This is a genomic window from Marivivens sp. LCG002 (genome assembly GCF_030264275.1).
GTDB lineage: Bacteria > Pseudomonadota > Alphaproteobacteria > Rhodobacterales > Rhodobacteraceae > Marivivens.
Window position 1 is genome coordinate 1,537,691 of sequence record NZ_CP127165.1, and the last position, 16,614, is coordinate 1,554,304.

Consider the following 16,614-nt stretch of genomic DNA (forward strand, 5'->3'; position numbering starts at 1 on the left):
CCATATGAATTAAACAATCTTAAAAACGAAAAAGCGCCCGATTGGGCGCTTTTCCTTGGAACGACATTTGAGCCGTACTTATTCTTCGTCGAGAGCCTCGATGGCCTTCTGAAGATCGTCCTTGGACACTTCTTTCTCGGTCACGGTGGCGTTTTCGAGAATGTGGTCAACGACCTTGTCTTCGAAGATCGGGGCCTGAAGCTGCTGGCGGAACTGGGCGTTCTGCTGAACGAACTCGAAGAACTGACGCTCTTGGCCCGGATACTGACGTGCCTGGTTCATAACAGCCTGGGTCAGCTCGGCGTCCGAAACCTTGACGTCTGCCTTCTGGCCTACGTCGGCAAGGAGAAGACCAAGCTTGACGCGACGCTCGGCCAGAGCCTTGTGCTCGTCGGTCGGGTCGATCGCAGCGTGGTTGTGATCGTGAACTTCGGGGTTCTCTTCGTGCCAGAGCTGGTGAGCGATCTGGTTGGCTTCTGCTTCGACAAGGCTCGGCGGAAGGTCGAAGGAAACGGCTTTGTCGAGCGCATCGAGAAGCGCACGCTTCACAACAGCGCGCGACGCACCGGTGTATTCTGCTTCAAGACGCTCGGCGATCTGGCCCTTGAGAGCTTCGAGGCTCTCTGCACCAAAGTTCTTGGCCAGCTCGTCATCAATCTCGGCGTCCTTCGGACCTTTGACTTCCTTGACGGTGACGGTGAAGACAGCGTCCTTACCGGCAAGGTTCTCGGCGCCATAGTTCTCGGGGAACTTGACTTCGACGTCCTTGGTCTCTTCGGCTTTCATGCCCTCTACGCCGGCTTCGAAACCGGGGATGAAGGAGTTGGAGCCGAGAACGAGCGGATAGTCTTCGGCTTTGCCGCCGTCGAACTCTACGCCGTCAACCTTACCAACGAAGTCGATGATGACCTGATCACCGTCCTTGGCCTTCGAACCCTTGCGACGGGCTTCGAACTGCTTGGCGGTCTTGGCAAGGTTCTCGAGAGCTTCGGTCACCGAAGCGTCGTCGGCCTTGACGACCATACGCTCGAGCTTGATGCCCGAGAAGTCGACAGCGGGAACATCGGGAAGACGCTCGTAGGCTACTTCGACAACAACGTCGTCGCCCTCTTTCCAGTTCTCGTTGGCCATTTTCATCGAGGGCTGAGCCGCGGGACGGTCGCCCGAGGTTTCGAGGTGCTCGTTCATCGCACCGTCGATGGCTTCCTGCATGGCTTCGCCCATCACGCGCTGACCGAACTGCTTCTTGAGCATGGCCATCGGCACTTTGCCCTTACGGAAGCCTTTCATCTCGATCTCGGGCTGAGCTTCAATCAGCTTCTCGTTTACTTTGGCTTCGAGTTCAGCAGCGGTTACGGTGATGGTGTAGCCGCGCTTGAGGCCTTCGTTGAGGGTCTCGGTGACCTGCATGGTTTGCGTCCTTCTACGTCTCTGTCAGGCCGCCCTTGCGGCCAAGCCTTTAAATCAGACGCCCTTCTATTGGCGGTCTTGCCCCAAAGCAAGGCGAAAAGGGCGAAACCCTCCATTTCAACCGTCCCGCAAAGCCATTTCTTTTGCTGCAACATGAGAGGCAGCGGAATTGACCTCGGATCAGGCCGAAAAACGGCGCCGCGAATCTATCCTTTCGAGAATTTCGCCACTCTTTGCGCCTCATTCGCGCTCGAAATATCGTTAAAATCCGAGTCACCCGCTCCGCCGCAATCCCGCGCGGCACCATGGGGAACAGCCATTCCACTTTGAACGCGGCAAACGGCACTCCCGCAAAGGGTGAGCTTCGCGCCGAAATCACGAAGTGTAATTCTTCTGGAATATCAAGGAGTTGGTGCGGGTGGAGGGACTTGAACCCCCACGCCTTGCGGCGCCAGAACCTAAATCTGGTGCGTCTACCAATTTCGCCACACCCGCACTGCGGCTGCATCTAGCAAAGGTTTTCAGGGGTTGCGAGACCTAAATTTCCGTTTGTTCGCAAAATTATCCGTTTGAGAACTAAATTCGGACACAATCTATCCGTAGATTAGATCCAAGCTTACAAGGCGGAGATGACTATGCAGACCACAATCGAGAAAACCGGCCAGACGTTCAACGTGGCGCTCACCAAGCGCACCGGCCTTGTGGCTGGAACCACGGTCCTCACGCTCAATGGCGAGATGAAGGTCGAGGATCTCCAGATCGGTGACCGCATCATCACCCGCGACGCAGGCATGGCCGTGCTCAAGGGTATCGCCGCAACCGAAGTCACCATGACACCGATCAAGATCAAAGCCGGCTCGCTCGGCCACAACCGCCCCGAAGCGGAAATGCTGACCTCGCCCGATACGCTGATCCACATCCGTGACTGGCGTGCACAGGCTCTCTTCGGAAAATCCCCCGCTTTGGTCCCTGCCCGTCGCCTGGTTGATGGCGAATTCATTTCGCAAGCCGCAAAAGCGCAGGTCAAGATTTTCGATCTCAAATTCGATCGTCAACACATCATCTATGCCGATGGCGTAGAGGTTGCGACGACAGAAGTTTAAGCGTCCAACCCCAAGACTGGACCTCCGACGCCGCCCCTTGGGCGGCGTTCCCTTTTTCAATACCCCAAAGTCCGAAGCACAGCCGGAATCTGATCGGCGATATCTTCGGCAATAAGCGCGGGCCCGAAGTCACGCGCCGCCTCGGCATGAAGCCAAGCGGCCGCCGCGATTCTGTCGTGAAACTGCGCTTGCGCACTGTCGCCCGCGACAAGCCCCGTGATCATCCCCGCAAGCACATCACCCGCACCCGCAGTGCCAAGCCAAGGCGCCCGCCGATCATAGAGCGCCGCAGAAAGCGACGTGCGCCCGTTGGGCGAAGCGATCACGGTTGCCGCCCCTTTCAACAGAACGGTCATTCCAGAACGCTGCGCCGCCATGCGTGCCGCCTCGATCTTGGAGATCCTGCGCTCCCGTTCGGCGAGATCGGGAAAGAGCCGTGCAAACTCGCCTTCATGCGGGGTGATCACCACTTGCCCCTTAGCAAGCGCAAAGAGCGCCTCGGGATCGTGTGCAAAACTGGTCAAGGCATCAGCATCAAGCACAACGCGGCGCTTGGGATCGGTCAAAGCGACCTCGACCAGCGCCCGCGTCTCGTCGCCAACCCCAAGACCGGGGCCGAGGCAGATCGACGCGAACCGCGCATCCTGCAAAATCGCGGCGAGCTCCGAGGCGCTGTCCATGGGCTTGAGCATCACAGCATCCAGACGCGCTGCATTTTCCGCCAGCGCCGCGTTGGGCACCGCAAGCGTGACAAGCCCCGCTCCGGCCCGAAGCGCAGCCCTTGCAGCGAGACGCCCCGCTCCGCCCCGCGCGATACCGCCACCAAGCACAAGCGCATGACCACGATCGTATTTATGCGCCCCGAGTGCATATCCGAAAGCGACCCGATCAAGCCAAGCCTTGTCGGGAGAGATCAGGTCAACGCCCCGCGATTCGTCGCGGGTCAAACCGATGTCCACAATCACTGGGGCGAGCTTGCTCACCTCGGTCAGGTAATGGCCGATCTTTGCCTTGTGGAACGTCACGCAAAGATCGGGGAGATGCTCGGGTCCAAGCCACCGCCCCGTATCGACATCAAGACCCGAAGGACAATCGACCGCGACCACATACATATCGCGCAGGAGACCGAGCGCCGCACCGCACGCCTCGGGGATGGCACGCGAAAGCCCCGTTCCGAACAGAGCGTCGATGCCCACTGTTTGCCCGCCTCGGAACGCCTCGAGCGGGGAAACTGTCCCGACTTTGCTCCATCGTTCGAAAGAGAGGCGTGCATCGGGCGGCAAATGGTCCGGATCGCCAAAGGCAAAAACCTCGACCTTCCAACCCCTTTCGGCCAAAAGCCGCGCGATCACATAGCCGTCCCCGCCGTTGTTTCCCGGCCCGCAAAGCACCGCAACCGATTGCGGCGCATAGGCAAAGTCGGGACGCGCCTTCAAAAGCGCCTCGACCACTCCGCGCCCTGCCCGCTCCATCAGATCAAGCCCGCTGGCGCGTCCGCCGTCGATTTCCGCCTTTTCAGCCGCCCTCATCTGTGCAGCCGTGATAAGATCATGCATAAGAGTGCTCCCGCCTTTTGCCAAAGCTCTTCCAGTGACGGACGCCGCGCAAGTCTCTGGCTCGGGTTTGATCGGGAAATAGGCGCTTCGGGGTCAAGAGGCACTCAAATGTGCAGTCAAAGTTTTCAAACTGCCCCTTCATCAATCATATTGCACATTTTTTAAGCAACAGGTAGGGAATTGCCGATCCGAAGGCGCGAGTCCTGCGCCGCTCGATTGTGCATGTCAGCCAGAAATGATCTGACGCCCATTGAAGCATACCTGGAGGGAGTCGCGTCCATGAAAAAGATCGAGGCGATTATCAAGCCGTTCAAGCTTGATGAAGTCAAAGAAGCGCTGCAAGAAGCGGGCGTTCAGGGTCTTTCTGTTGTCGAAGTCAAAGGCTTCGGTCGCCAGAAGGGTCACACTGAACTTTATCGTGGTGCAGAATACGTTGTCGACTTCCTGCCCAAAGTAAAAATCGAACTGGTTCTTGCCGACGATCAAGTCGAAAGCGCCATCGAAGCCATCATCGGCGCTGCCAAAACCGACAAGATCGGCGACGGAAAGATTTTCGTCTCTCCGGTCGAACAGGCAATCCGCATCCGCACCGGTGAAGTGGGCGACGACGCCCTCTAATCCGCCCCTTAAGAATTCAGTCCAAGAGGAAACTAGGGATGAACACCAAGGAAGTTCTAGCACTCATCAAGGATGAAGACATTCAATATGTCGACATCCGTTTCACCGACCCCAAGGGTAAGCTGCAGCACGTAACTGTTGTATCCGATCTCGTAGACGAAGACTTCCTCGAAGAAGGCTTCATGTTCGATGGCTCGTCCATCGCAGGCTGGAAGTCGATCGACCAGTCCGACATGAAACTCATGCCCGACACCTCGTCGGCCTACATGGATCCGTTCTACGCAGAATCGACCCTTGCCATCCACTGCGACGTGGTCGAGCCCGACACCGGCGAAGCCTACGACCGTTGCCCGCGCCAGATCGCCAAGAAAGCCGAAGCTTACCTCAAGTCTTCGGGTATCGGCGACACCTCTTACTTCGGCCCCGAAGCTGAATTCTTCCTCTTCGACAACGTGCGTTACTCGGTCACTCCGGCCAAGGTTGCATATCAGATCGACGCTGAAGCAGCTGCTTGGAACACCGACGCAGAAATGGAAATGGGCAACCTCGCTCACCGTGCTGGTCACAAGGGCGGCTACTTCCCGGTCAACCCGATCGACGAAGCCCAGGACATCCGCGGCGAGATGCTCTCGACCATGAAGCGTATCGGCATCAAAGTCGACAAGCACCACCACGAAGTGGCGACCTGTCAGCACGAGCTTGGCATGATATTCGGTGGTCTTGTCCAGCAGGCCGACAACATCCAGAAGTACAAGTACATCATCCACAACGTAGCGCAGTCCTACGGCAAGTCGGCAACTTTCATGCCGAAGCCGATGAAAGGCGACAACGGTTCGGGTATGCACGTGAACATGTCGATCTGGAAAGACGGCAAGCCTCTCTTCGCCGGCGACAAGTATGCAGATCTTTCGCAGGAAGCTCTCTACTTCATCGGTGGTATCCTCAAGCACGCCAAGGCTCTGAACGCGCTGACCAACCCCTCGACCAACTCCTACAAGCGTCTGATCCCGGGCTTCGAAGCTCCGGTTCTGCGTGCGTATTCGGCTCGTAACCGTTCGGGTTGCGTCCGTATTCCGTGGTCGGAGTCGCCGAAGGCCAAGCGCGTCGAAGCCCGCTTCCCCGATCCGGCTGCGAACCCCTACCTCGCATTCTCGGCTCTGCTCATGGCTGGCCTTGACGGCATCAAGAACAAGATCGATCCGGGCCCGTCGTCGGACAAGGACCTTTACGATCTGCCGCCGGAAGAACTGGCAGCAATCCCGACCGTTTGTGGTTCGCTCCGCGAAGCTCTCGAAGCTCTCGAAGCAGACATGGACTTCCTCCTCGCTGGTGACGTGTTCACCAAAGAGCAGCTTCAGGCCTACATGGACCTCAAGTGGGAAGAAGTTTACGCCTACGAGCACACGCCGCACCCGATCGAATACCAGATGTATTACAGCTGCTAATCGCGCTGTTGCGATCTTCGGGAAAGGGCACCTTCGGGTGCCCTTTTTCTTTGGGGATTCAACAGGTCATGCCGTTAAAATTGACGACAAAAGTCAGAATATTCGCACCAAGAGGGCTAAATCCCGCCCCAATCGAGCCGTAACAGGAAACGCAGGGATGCATATAGGCATCTTTGTTTCGTTAGTTTTCAGGCGCGTTATGGCTCTCGATCAAAAAACACCCCTGTCCTTTGAGGACCTCTCCGCCGCAGAACGCATTGCAGCGATTGAAAAGCGCTGGAAGGCGCAATTGGTGCGTCAGGGCCGTTTGAATGGCAGCCAGCCGAAAAACATCCATCCGCAAATTTGCGAAGACATGGAAAAATCACCAAGTCGGCTCGAACGGTTGCGCAGTCTTATCAAGCGCTAGGCTTTGATCACCACCGTTTTGATCGAAAAGACCACGGCATCCGTCTCGGGAAGCCGAAAGACGGACTGCCTTTCGCTTCGGATATAAGGACTGTCGACGGTTCCCACGGGACGCGGGTTCGCTTCGCTATGCGCCTGATAGAGCTCGGGGTTCTGATAGCGGAGCAAATTCGCCCGCCAGAGCGGTCGCCCGACCTGCACCCCGTCAAAGAACCTCTGGACCCGCGCCGCGATGGACGCGTCATAATGGTGCACAGGCATGTGAATGCGGGTGAGCGGATGGCCGATCTTTTCCCCGAGTGTCCAAGCCGCAGGAAACCCCAAGAGCGCGGCGGTCAGGACATGCTCGTCCCCCCGCTTTTGCAGGATACAGAGATCCTCTTGCACCAGAGCGGAAAGGGTTTCGAATGGACGCGAGCGGTCAAGGACGACGCAGCGCCCATCGGGGCAGATCATCCCGTTTCTGCTCCGCTCGAAACCGTCCAGTGTCTCGACCTCGGCCAGAATGAAGTCATACAGCTCCAAGACAGCCGCCTCGGCCCCTGTGGTGACCGCGATATGGGCGTCTCTATTGGCCGCGATCAGACGAAGCTTCTCCGCGATCTGAGCGCCATAGGCCTCGTCCACGCGCAAAAGCGGACCCGTCACGGGCTGCATCTTGGGCAAGGGAAACGCGGCCGCCAGCCGCTGGTCTTCGGGCATATGGTCTTGGAGAATGACTGTCATACCCGATCCTTTCCTAAATCGAGAAGCGCGCCAAGAGCCCGAGATGGTCCGATCCGAGCAAGGGCCGCACTTCGACAAAGCCTTCGCCCGTGTTCGGGATCAGGATATGGTCGATCGGCAGGATCAGCTTCCAGCCAAAGGACGGAAACGTAGTGAGATACCCGCCCAAGCGATCGACCTTGGCAGCGCGTTCGATCTGGCGCACCGCAGAGCCCCAAGGCACCATGTTGAAATCCCCGCCGATCAGGATCGGGCCGTCGAGATCGCCAAGGCCGCGCACGATCCCGGGCACCTGGTTGGCTTGGGTATAGGGGAACGGGCGGTTCAAGTGAACGGAGGCCACCCAGATCGCCCCACCGTCGGGCATCTGGGCCTGAGCAAGCACGACGCCATCGCCGAATTCGCATTTCGCTTCGGGCTGGATCAGCGGAAACTTGGAATAGATCGCGATCCCCCCATTCCCGGGTGTCGTGCAGGCAAGTCGGTGCGGATAGACTCCTTCGAGCCCTTTGAGAATGCCCATATTGTCGTTCGACGTCTCTTGCAGCGTGACGAAATCGGCATCTGCGCGCAGAATATCATCAAGGAGCGACTGACGGTCGGTTCCGTTCCAAAGCATGTTCTTTTGATAGAGCGAAAGGGTTCCAGCCTCGCCCTGCCCGCCATGGAGCGCCCAAACCGTATCGACGGTCGAGGCCACAAAACCGAACAGGACAAAGGCCGCGAGCAGCCGCGCGCGCAGGAACAAAAGCGCAAAGGCAAGGATATAACCCGCAAAAAGCAACAGCGGCCGCACCACCGCCAAAGAGTCGGCAAAGGCGATCCAGCCTCCCAAATGGGAAAAGCCAACTCCGATCAGGACCAAAACCGCAAGTGTTTTCAAGAACGTCGACATCTGCTCACTTCAAGCTTTTGCCAGAACCTGACCAAAGTTTTCCGCTTTGACAATCGCAGAAGACCGGTTCAAGCGCGAACCTGCCGATGCATTTGGATACCTTGCACGCAAGGATTGTCCCCATCGCCCTTGCCGCCAGCCCCCCTTGGCATTAAGAGGCAGCCAATCCTTATGACAAAGAGGCTGCTCGCTATGATCCCCCGTTATGCCCGCCCCGATATGGTTGCCATCTGGTCGCCTGAAACCAAGTTCAAGATCTGGTACGAGATCGAGGCGCATGCCTGTGACGCACAGGCCGATCTGGGCGTGATCCCGCGCGAGAACGCCGAAGCCGTCTGGAAAGCCAAGGACGTCGAATTCAACGTGGAGCGCATCGACGAGATCGAAGCCGTCACCAAGCACGACGTGATTGCATTCCTCACCCACCTTGCCGAACACGTCGGCTCGGAAGAGGCGCGCTTTGTCCATCAGGGTATGACCTCGTCCGACGTTCTGGACACCTGTTTCAACGTGCAGCTCGTCCGCGCATCCGACATCCTGATCAAGGATATGGAGGCGCTTCTTGCTGCGCTGAAAAAGCGCGCGATGGAGCACAAGAACACCGTCCGCGTCGGCCGTAGCCACGGTATCCACGCAGAACCCACCACCATGGGTCTGACCTTTGCCCGTTTCTATGCCGAAATGGACCGCAACCTTGCCCGTCTCAAGCTTGCCCGCGAAGAAGTCGCGACGGGTGCCATCTCGGGCGCTGTCGGCACCTTTGCCAATATCGACCCGCGCGTCGAAGAGCACGTCTGCGAGAAGCTCGGCCTCAAGCCCGAACCGATTTCGACCCAAGTGATCCCGCGTGACCGTCACGCCATGTTCTTTGCGACCCTTGGTGTGATCGCCTCGTCGATCGAGAACGTCGCGATCGAAATCCGCCATATGCAGCGCACCGAAGTTCTCGAAGGTGCGGAGTTCTTCTCGATGGGTCAAAAAGGCTCGTCCGCGATGCCGCACAAGAAGAACCCCGTTCTGACCGAGAACCTGACGGGTCTTGCCCGTCTTGTGCGTATGACCGTTATCCCCGCAATGGAGAACGTTGCTCTCTGGCACGAGCGCGATATTTCGCACTCTTCGGTCGAGCGCGGCATCGGGCCGGATGCGACCATCACGCTCGATTTCGCACTGAACCGTCTCACCGGTGTGATCGACAAGATGCTCGTGTTCCCGCAGAACATGCTCGACAATATGAACAAATTCCCTGGTCTTGTGATGTCGCAGCGCGTGCTTCTCGCCCTGACCCAAGCGGGTGTGTCGCGTGAGGACGCCTATTCCATGGTCCAGCGCAACGCGCTCAAGGTCTGGGAAGAGCGACTTGATTTCCGTGAACTACTGCTTGCCGACGAAGAGGTCGTCAAAGCACTCGGCGTGGACGGCATCAACGAAAAGTTCGACATGGAATACCACACCAAACATGTAGATACGATCTTCCGCCGCGTGTTCGGCGCATAACAAAAAGGGGCCCTCGCGGCCCCTTTTCTTTTGGCACAGCTATATAAGACCGTGCGCGCTCGCCATCGTGGCGGCCTGAGTGCTCGTGGCCGCGCCAAGCTTGGCTTTGGCATTGCGAAGGCGAAGTTTGACCGCCCCCTCGCTGATCCCGAGAACATGGGCCGCCTGTTTGAGCCGCATTCCCTCTTTGACAAGTGAAAGCGTTTCGATCTCGGCATCGGTGAGATTGGTGGGCGGTGCACTTTCGCGGTGGAGCGCCTCGAGATGACCGCGCAACAGGACCATTTCCTCATCGGTAAAATCGCGATCCTCACGCACGAAATGCGCAACCGAGATTTGCCCGCCCTTGCCCTTGTCACTGGACGTGAAACTCGCCCCGTAGCGCAGCCCGAAGCGCGCCGCTTTCTGGAAGAATTCGGCATATTGCGAAAAGGCGGGATCACTCCAACGGATGGCGCCGCCGACACGGTAAGCCCATCTGAGCACTGGGTCCGCAAGAACAAGCCGTTCTTCGGTGTAAAGCTTGACCCAAGCGTCAGGCAGCGCGTTTACTTCTTCTTTGGGAAAGGCAAACCCGATCCGCAAGGCGATATAATGCCCGCAGGGCGCAAGCTCTTGGAGCTGCGCTTGCGTGAGCTTGCTGATGACTTTCATTGGAAGCGTCACTCTTCCACCTCGTCGATAAATGAGACTGCGACCTTAGTCGCACACGTTATACTTGTGTCCGTTAAAAATATATACGATGAACCCACAACTCGGCCAAAGGTTCCACAATGACATCGATTTCCGACATCGCGAAAACCTTGGAGGCTCTGAAGCACATTGCGCCTTCTGGTTTTGCACTTGCCATGCGGATCAACTTTACCACTCCGACCTATCTATTCCAGACCTTTTCGCCCGAGTGGTCGAAACACTATTCCGCCAAGGGTTACATGTTCGACGATCCGGTCGTGATCTGGGGTCTAAACAACAGCGGCGTCGCGCGCTGGAGTGACCTTACGTCCGGAGATCAAACAATTTTCCATGACGCTGCGACCTATGGGCTTGTCTATGGCGTCGCCTGTTCGACCGAACGGCATGGCGCCAAAAGCTTCGGCGGTTTCTCGCGTGCGGATCGCGAATTCACGGATGCCGAATGCAGCGAGACGCATGACCTCTTCGAGACGCTGGACCAGCAGATCGGTCAGTTTGAAGCCATCGATCCAAGCGCCCGTGAACAGCTGCGGTTTTTTGCTTCGCAAGTGTCGGTCGGGATCTGACATCGCCCTCGGGTAAGGATTTGTTCAGCTATTTGCGCCAATGCTTTCGGTAGGAGGTGCAACCATGCTCGATGGCCCTATGGCGCAATCCGTGAACAAACGGCGCAAAGCCGCAATCATCCTTCGCTACCTCATCGACAAGGGCAGCCCGCTGCCGCTCGATGCCCTGCCCGAGGATGTTCAGGTCTCGCTGACCAAAGAGCTTGGCGATTTGCCCGATGTGGATCAGGACACGCTCTCGCGTATCGTCGCCGAATTCAATGCCGAGCTCGAGGCTCTTGCGCTGCCCTCGGGCAATGGGCTTCGGGCGGCGGCGGAAAGCCTATCTCCCTATCTGAGCAGTGCGGCCCAAAATCGGCTCCGCGCCGAAACCCTTGGCGCGCCCTCGCTTGATCCATGGACGCGGCTTGCCGCACTCGATCCCGAAACGCGGGCGCGCGTCGCATCAGTCGAAGCGCCCGAAGTGGGGGCGATCTGGCTCTCCAAACTTCCCGTGACCGAGGCTGCCGACCTTTTGCGGGCGCTGAGCGGGCCGACCGCCAGACGCATCGCCCAAACCATGTCCCGCGTCGAAGTCACCCCGCCCCAAGTGATCCTCGCCATCGGCCATGCCTTGGCCGACGCCCATTGTATCGAACGGCCAAAGGGATTTGACACGCCTTCGGGCAAACGGGTGGCCGATATCCTGAACTCGGCCGACAGCGCCACGCGCGACGCCATTCTCGGCGCGCTCGAAGAGGATACGCCGGAATTTGCAAGCGCCGTGCGCGAGTCGATCTTTACCTTTGCCGATATCGCCGAACGGATCGAACCCAAGGATATGCCAAGCATCCTGCGCGGCATTCCCCAAGACCTGCTCGTCAGCGGGCTGGCCTTTGCCATGTCCCAAGGCAGCAAGACCGAGGCCATCGCCGAATTCATCCTCGCCAATATCTCGAAACGCCTCTCCACCGCGCTTTGCGAAGAGATCGCGGAGCGCGGCACCGTGTCTGCCAAGGACGGCGAAGATGCGCACAAGGCGCTTGTCACCGCCATCAAATCACTCGAGGCCAGCGGCGACATCACCTTGCGACAAAAGCAAAACGGCTAGGACTTGCCGCACTCCCGCTCCCCCCCTAATAAGGGGAAACGAAAAGGAGCGGGAATGGCCGAACAGCGCAGCCGACTTAAACTGATCGAAGACTGGGTCAGTTACAAAATTTTTCAGGCTGTGCTCGGGTATGTCGGACGCAAACCCTATGATGCGCGTGTGGCTTGGTTCGGTCGCTTCTCGGCGAAATTTCTAGGCCCCATCGCGGGATACAAGCGCCGCATCCTTCAGAACCTCGATCTGATCCACCCCGAGATGTCCGCCGCGGACAAGGACGCTTTTGCCGACAGAATGCTCGACAATTTCGGCCGGACCCTGTGCGAGAATTTTTTCGGCAAAGACTTCGGCAAGTTTCTAAGGGATCAAGGCACCGTTCTCGAAGGCGAAGGTCTTGCCGCGCTCGCGCAGGCCAAGGCAGAAGGCCGCCCCGTTCTCATGGTCGCTGGCCATTTCGGCAATCATGAAGCGCCGCGCCATCTTCTTACGGATCTGGGCTATACCATCGGCGGCATCTATCGCCCGATGTCGAACCGCCATTTTGATGCCCATTACGAACAAACGCTCGAGATCCTCGGCGGTCAGGTGTTCCGACAGGGGCGCGAGGGAACATTCGCGTTCCACCGCTATCTCCTGAACGGCGGTATCGGAATTTTGTTCATCGACGTGCACGATCCCGACGGCGAGAAGCTCCCGTTTTTGGGGGTAGAGTGCGACACGCCCGTTTCGGCTGCGCGTCTGGCCAAACGCTGCAATGCGGTCGTGATTCCGTTTTTCGGCATACGAAAGCCCGACGGGCTCGGGTTCCGCTGCGTGCTCGAAGCGCCCGTGCCAATCGAGGAGCCGATCCCGATGACCAAGGCAATCACTGCGCGGCTTGAAGCTCGCGTGCGAGAAAACCCAGACCAATGGTTCTGGGTGCATCGCCGTTGGAAAAGCTAGTCGATTCGATTGGCCGCGAGGATGGCGCCCTGCCCTGCCTCTTGTAAAATCACTGCAATCGGAAGCGCACCCTGCACGGGGATTTCGACCTCGAGCGGCTGTGCACCGCTCCACTCGCCTGCAATCTGCCAATCCCGCACCACATTGGCGTAATCGATGATCTTGCCTTCATTTTCGCCATGCTCGATGGCAACCTGCTCCGAAGGGCTGAAGCGCACAATCTGGACCACAACGGGGTGATGGAGCGGACCGACGGAGCGCGCGCTGATCGAGAGAACGTCTCCCGAGCGCGAAGACGAAAGCTCGACCCGTCCACCGACGCCGAGCGAGACACGCATCGCATCCATGAGGGCGACGGGCTGTGCACCGACAACGGCCGTTTGACCTGCGACGACGAATTGCGGCGTGTAGACGGTGCGCTCGCCCGCGTTATGGGCATAAATCTTTTGGCGACGGGTGAATTTGGGGTTGGCGAATTCATCGGTCCAGCCGAGGTAATCCCAGTAATCCACGTGCAAAGCCAAGGCGAGCACTTCGTCGCTTTGGGCGAGCTGGGTGAGCATTTCATCCGCGGGCGGGCATGACGAACACCCTTGCGAGGTGAAAAGCTCAACCACAACAGGCACTTGCCGTGCGTCCTGCGCCCAAGTCGGCGTCGACATTCCAAGCCCGAACAGCACAGACAAGATCAAAGTGCGCATCAAAATTTCCGCAATAGTGGCAGCTGTCTTACCGTGTAACCGAACAAGACGACGGGTGCCAATCAAGCTATCGCGAATTTTTGTCACCAAATGTGTCAATTCGCCTGTTGCCCCTGCGTCAAAAGGGGATCAACAAAGTCTCATTCCACCCCTTGGCATTAATTGTGTGCAATGGTATACAACGCGCCATCTGAGCCCTTGATTGCACGCGCTGCCTAGGGCAAAAGCACGCAGACCCCACGCCAACGCCAACAAAAGGACATATCCAATGCCCATTCAGGTCGGCCAAGATACCGCCAAGACCCGCCGCACGCTCAAAGCCGGTGGCACGTCGGTTGCCTACTACTCCATTCCCGCCGCGCAGGAAGCCGGACTTGGTGATTTCTCCAAGCTGCCCGCTTCGCTCAAGGTGGTTCTCGAAAACCTGCTTCGCTTCGAAGACAACGGTTTCTCGGTTTCGGTCGAAGACATCAAAGCGTTCGGCGATTGGGCCAAGAACGGTGGCAACAGCGCGCGCGAGATCGCCTATCGCCCTGCCCGCGTTCTGATGCAGGACTTCACCGGCGTTCCCGCGGTGGTCGACCTTGCTGCGATGCGTGACGGCATCAAGGCGCTTGGTGGAGACGCGAAAAAGATCAACCCGCTGGTTCCCGTCGATCTCGTGATCGACCACTCGGTCATGATCGACGAATTCGGCAACCCGCGCGCGTTCCAGATGAACGTCGACCGCGAATACGAGCGCAACATGGAGCGCTACCAGTTCCTCAAGTGGGGTCAGGGCGCGTTCAACAACTTCCGCGTTGTTCCCCCGGGCACCGGCATCTGTCACCAGGTGAACGTCGAATATCTCGCCCAGACCGTCTGGACCGATACCGACCAGAACGGTGAAACCGTTGCCTATCCCGACACCCTCGTCGGCACCGACTCGCACACCACCATGGTGAACGGTCTTGCCGTTCTGGGTTGGGGCGTCGGCGGTATCGAAGCCGAAGCGGCAATGCTCGGCCAGCCGATCTCGATGCTGATCCCCGAAGTCGTAGGCTTCAAGCTCACCGGCGAAATGGTCGAAGGCACCACGGGCACCGACCTTGTTCTCAAAGTCGTTGAAATGCTCCGCAAGCACGGCGTTGTCGGCAAGTTCGTCGAATTCTACGGCGAAGGTCTCGACAAGCTTCCGCTCGCCCAGCGTTCGACCATTGCGAACATGGCGCCCGAATACGGCGCGACCTGCGGCTTCTTCCCGATCGACGACGAAACCCTGCGTTACCTCCGCCAGACGGGCCGTGACGAAGACCGCGTTGCGCTCGTCGAAGCCTATGCCAAAGAAAACGGCTTCTGGCGCGGTGCGGATTATGCGCCGATCTACTCCTCGACGCTCGAACTCGACATGGGCACCATCGTTCCCGCAATTTCGGGTCCGAAGCGTCCGCAGGACTATCTGCCGCTGACGGGTGCCAAGGCTGCTTTCGCCAAGGAGATGGAAACCTCGTTCAAGCGCGAACAGGGCAAAGAAGTCCCCGTTGATGGCGAAGACTACACCATGTCCTCGGGCAAGGTCGTGATCGCCTCGATCACCTCCTGCACCAACACCTCGAACCCCTATGTGCTCATCGGCGCAGGTCTCGTTGCCCGCAAAGCGCGCGCTCTCGGCCTCAACCGCAAGCCTTGGGTCAAGACCTCGCTCGCACCGGGTTCCCAGGTTGTGACCGAATATCTTGAAGCCGCTGGCCTTCAGGAAGACCTCGATGCCGTGGGCTTCAACCTTGTCGGTTATGGCTGCACCACCTGTATCGGCAACTCGGGTCCGCTCCAGCCGGAAATCTCCAAGGCGATCAACGAAGGCGATCTGGTTGCAACCGCAGTTCTTTCGGGCAACCGTAACTTCGAAGGCCGTATTTCGCCCGACGTTCGCGCGAACTACCTCGCTTCGCCGCCGCTCGTTGTGGCCTATGCTCTTGCAGGCGACATGAACATCGACCTCACCACCGAGCCGCTCGGCAAGGGCAAGGACGGTCAGGACGTCTACCTCAAGGACATCTGGCCGACCAACGACGAGATCGCCAAGCTGGTCGACGAAGTCGTTACCCGCGAAGCCTTCGTCAAGAAATATGCCGACGTGTTCAAGGGCGACGCCAAATGGCAGTCGGTCGAGACCTCGGAAGCAGAAACCTACGACTGGCCGGCGTCCTCGACCTACATCGCCAACCCGCCCTATTTCCAGGGCATGGGCATGGAAAAGGGCGAGATCAAGAACATCGAGGGTGCCAAGGTTCTGGCCATCCTCGGCGATATGATCACCACCGACCACATCTCGCCCGCAGGTTCGTTCAAAGAGACGACCCCCGCAGGTAAGTATCTGACCGAACGTCAGGTTTCCCCGCGTGAGTTCAACTCTTACGGCGCACGTCGCGGCAACCACGAAGTCATGATGCGTGGCACCTTCGCCAACATCCGCATCAAGAACGAGATGCTGGACGGCGTTGAAGGCGGCTACACCAAAGGACCGGATGGCGCACAGACCTCGATCTTCGATGCGTCGATGGCCTATCAGGAACAGGGCACCCCGCTCGTTATCTTCGCAGGTATCGAATACGGTGCAGGTTCGTCGCGTGACTGGGCTGCCAAGGGCACCGCTCTTCTGGGCGTCAAGGCCGTGATCGCCGAGTCGTTCGAGCGTATCCACCGCTCCAACCTCGTTGGCATGGGCGTGATCCCCTTCGAGTTCACCGGCGGCCAGAACCGCAAATCGCTCGGCATCACCGGCGATGAAACGGTTTCGATCCGTGGTCTCGACACCGTCAAGCCGCTCGAAATCGTTCAGGCGGACATCACCTATGCCGACGGTTCGACCAAGACCATCGACATCAAGTGCCGTATCGATACCGCACCCGAAATCGAATACATCGAAAACGGTGGCGTTCTGCACTATGTGCTGCGCAACCTTGCCAAAGCCTCCTAATCCGAAGC

Annotated in this window: 15 protein-coding genes and 1 tRNA gene; 9 read left to right on the forward strand and 7 right to left on the reverse strand. The window is 58.4% G+C overall.

Going from position 1 to position 16,614, the window contains the following annotated elements; translation table 11 throughout:
- Positions 1-78: 78 nt before the first annotated feature.
- On the reverse strand, positions 79-1,410 hold the full coding sequence (tig, locus tag QQG91_RS07625) for a trigger factor (protein ID WP_285769630.1): 1,332 nt from the start codon (positions 1,408-1,410) through the stop codon (positions 79-81).
- A gap of 410 nt (positions 1,411-1,820) precedes the next feature.
- Positions 1,821-1,905, reverse strand: a tRNA-Leu gene (locus QQG91_RS07630).
- A 140-nt stretch (positions 1,906-2,045) separates the two neighbouring features.
- Between QQG91_RS07630 and QQG91_RS07635 the strand changes: the two genes are divergently transcribed.
- Entirely contained in the window at positions 2,046-2,513 is a 468-nt protein-coding gene (locus QQG91_RS07635) for a Hint domain-containing protein (protein WP_285769631.1), read from the forward strand.
- 56 nt (positions 2,514-2,569) lie between these two features.
- Here QQG91_RS07635 and QQG91_RS07640 read toward each other — a convergent pair whose 3' ends face one another.
- A complete protein-coding gene (locus QQG91_RS07640; protein WP_285769632.1) occupies positions 2,570-4,069 on the reverse strand; it encodes an NAD(P)H-hydrate dehydratase in 1,500 nt (499 codons plus the stop codon).
- Between the two features lie 279 nt (positions 4,070-4,348).
- Here QQG91_RS07640 and QQG91_RS07645 point away from each other — a divergent pair, with 279 nt between their 5' ends.
- From QQG91_RS07645 to QQG91_RS07655, 3 genes are all read left to right on the forward strand, one after another.
- A complete protein-coding gene (locus QQG91_RS07645) occupies positions 4,349-4,687 on the forward strand; it encodes a P-II family nitrogen regulator (protein WP_285769633.1) in 339 nt (112 codons plus the stop codon).
- 38 nt (positions 4,688-4,725) lie between these two features.
- On the forward strand, positions 4,726-6,132 hold the full coding sequence (gene glnA, locus QQG91_RS07650) for a type I glutamate--ammonia ligase (protein WP_285769634.1): 1,407 nt from the start codon (positions 4,726-4,728) through the stop codon (positions 6,130-6,132).
- 199 nt (positions 6,133-6,331) lie between these two features.
- Positions 6,332-6,541 (forward strand): hypothetical protein, encoded by a 210-nt coding sequence (locus tag QQG91_RS07655; protein ID WP_285769635.1) that lies wholly within the window; start codon positions 6,332-6,334, stop codon positions 6,539-6,541.
- On the opposite strand, the gene QQG91_RS07660 is transcribed toward QQG91_RS07655, so the two are convergent.
- On the reverse strand, positions 6,538-7,266 hold the full coding sequence (locus QQG91_RS07660) for a heme-dependent oxidative N-demethylase family protein (protein WP_285769636.1): 729 nt from the start codon (positions 7,264-7,266) through the stop codon (positions 6,538-6,540). The two genes, QQG91_RS07655 and QQG91_RS07660, sit on opposite strands and share 4 nt — an antisense overlap.
- Before the next feature lie 13 nt (positions 7,267-7,279).
- Positions 7,280-8,161, reverse strand: a complete 882-nt coding sequence (locus tag QQG91_RS07665; protein WP_285769637.1) for an endonuclease/exonuclease/phosphatase family protein — start codon at positions 8,159-8,161, stop codon at positions 7,280-7,282.
- 192 nt (positions 8,162-8,353) lie between these two features.
- Here QQG91_RS07665 and purB point away from each other — a divergent pair, with 192 nt between their 5' ends.
- Positions 8,354-9,658, forward strand: coding sequence for an adenylosuccinate lyase (gene purB / locus QQG91_RS07670; protein WP_285769638.1), 1,305 nt, complete (start codon positions 8,354-8,356; stop codon positions 9,656-9,658).
- Positions 9,659-9,697: 39 nt separating this feature from the next.
- Here purB and QQG91_RS07675 read toward each other — a convergent pair whose 3' ends face one another.
- Positions 9,698-10,324, reverse strand: a complete 627-nt coding sequence (locus QQG91_RS07675; protein WP_285769639.1) for an autoinducer binding domain-containing protein — start codon at positions 10,322-10,324, stop codon at positions 9,698-9,700.
- A gap of 107 nt (positions 10,325-10,431) precedes the next feature.
- Here QQG91_RS07675 and QQG91_RS07680 point away from each other — a divergent pair, with 107 nt between their 5' ends.
- The 3 genes from QQG91_RS07680 (at position 10,432) to QQG91_RS07690 (ending at position 12,946) form a co-directional block, all read left to right on the forward strand.
- Complete coding sequence (locus QQG91_RS07680; protein WP_285769640.1) at positions 10,432-10,917, forward strand: autoinducer binding domain-containing protein; 486 nt, start codon at positions 10,432-10,434, stop codon at positions 10,915-10,917.
- 64 nt (positions 10,918-10,981) lie between these two features.
- The gene (locus QQG91_RS07685) at positions 10,982-12,007 is read left to right on the forward strand and encodes a FliG C-terminal domain-containing protein (RefSeq protein ID WP_285769641.1); all 1,026 of its coding nucleotides are present in this window, start codon (positions 10,982-10,984) and stop codon (positions 12,005-12,007) included.
- A gap of 54 nt (positions 12,008-12,061) precedes the next feature.
- On the forward strand, positions 12,062-12,946 hold the full coding sequence (locus QQG91_RS07690) for a lysophospholipid acyltransferase family protein (RefSeq protein WP_285769642.1): 885 nt from the start codon (positions 12,062-12,064) through the stop codon (positions 12,944-12,946).
- Here the strand turns inward: QQG91_RS07690 and QQG91_RS07695 are convergent.
- Positions 12,943-13,647, reverse strand: coding sequence for a DUF1223 domain-containing protein (locus QQG91_RS07695; RefSeq protein WP_285769643.1), 705 nt, complete (start codon positions 13,645-13,647; stop codon positions 12,943-12,945). The two genes, QQG91_RS07690 and QQG91_RS07695, sit on opposite strands and share 4 nt — an antisense overlap.
- A 268-nt stretch (positions 13,648-13,915) precedes the next feature.
- On the opposite strand from QQG91_RS07695, the gene acnA reads away from it, so the two are divergent.
- Positions 13,916-16,606 (forward strand): aconitate hydratase AcnA, encoded by a 2,691-nt coding sequence (gene acnA, locus QQG91_RS07700; RefSeq protein ID WP_285769644.1) that lies wholly within the window; start codon positions 13,916-13,918, stop codon positions 16,604-16,606.
- The last annotated feature ends 8 nt before the right edge of the window (positions 16,607-16,614 follow it).

What these genes read in the sequence shown, in the direction of transcription:
- tig (WP_285769630.1), bottom strand. Translation starts at nt 1,410, where the DNA reads ATGCAGGTCACCGAGACCCTCAACGAAGGCCTCAAGCGCGGCTACACC.
- QQG91_RS07635 (WP_285769631.1), top strand. Translation starts at nt 2,046, where the DNA reads ATGCAGACCACAATCGAGAAAACCGGCCAGACGTTCAACGTGGCGCTC.
- QQG91_RS07640 (WP_285769632.1), bottom strand. Translation starts at nt 4,069, where the DNA reads ATGCATGATCTTATCACGGCTGCACAGATGAGGGCGGCTGAAAAGGCG.
- QQG91_RS07645 (WP_285769633.1), top strand. Translation starts at nt 4,349, where the DNA reads ATGAAAAAGATCGAGGCGATTATCAAGCCGTTCAAGCTTGATGAAGTC.
- glnA (WP_285769634.1), top strand. Translation starts at nt 4,726, where the DNA reads ATGAACACCAAGGAAGTTCTAGCACTCATCAAGGATGAAGACATTCAA.
- QQG91_RS07655 (WP_285769635.1), top strand. Translation starts at nt 6,332, where the DNA reads ATGGCTCTCGATCAAAAAACACCCCTGTCCTTTGAGGACCTCTCCGCC.
- QQG91_RS07660 (WP_285769636.1), bottom strand. Translation starts at nt 7,266, where the DNA reads ATGACAGTCATTCTCCAAGACCATATGCCCGAAGACCAGCGGCTGGCG.
- QQG91_RS07665 (WP_285769637.1), bottom strand. Translation starts at nt 8,161, where the DNA reads ATGTCGACGTTCTTGAAAACACTTGCGGTTTTGGTCCTGATCGGAGTT.
- purB (WP_285769638.1), top strand. Translation starts at nt 8,354, where the DNA reads ATGATCCCCCGTTATGCCCGCCCCGATATGGTTGCCATCTGGTCGCCT.
- QQG91_RS07680 (WP_285769640.1), top strand. Translation starts at nt 10,432, where the DNA reads ATGACATCGATTTCCGACATCGCGAAAACCTTGGAGGCTCTGAAGCAC.
- QQG91_RS07685 (WP_285769641.1), top strand. Translation starts at nt 10,982, where the DNA reads ATGCTCGATGGCCCTATGGCGCAATCCGTGAACAAACGGCGCAAAGCC.
- QQG91_RS07690 (WP_285769642.1), top strand. Translation starts at nt 12,062, where the DNA reads ATGGCCGAACAGCGCAGCCGACTTAAACTGATCGAAGACTGGGTCAGT.
- QQG91_RS07695 (WP_285769643.1), bottom strand. Translation starts at nt 13,647, where the DNA reads ATGCGCACTTTGATCTTGTCTGTGCTGTTCGGGCTTGGAATGTCGACG.
- acnA (WP_285769644.1), top strand. Translation starts at nt 13,916, where the DNA reads ATGCCCATTCAGGTCGGCCAAGATACCGCCAAGACCCGCCGCACGCTC.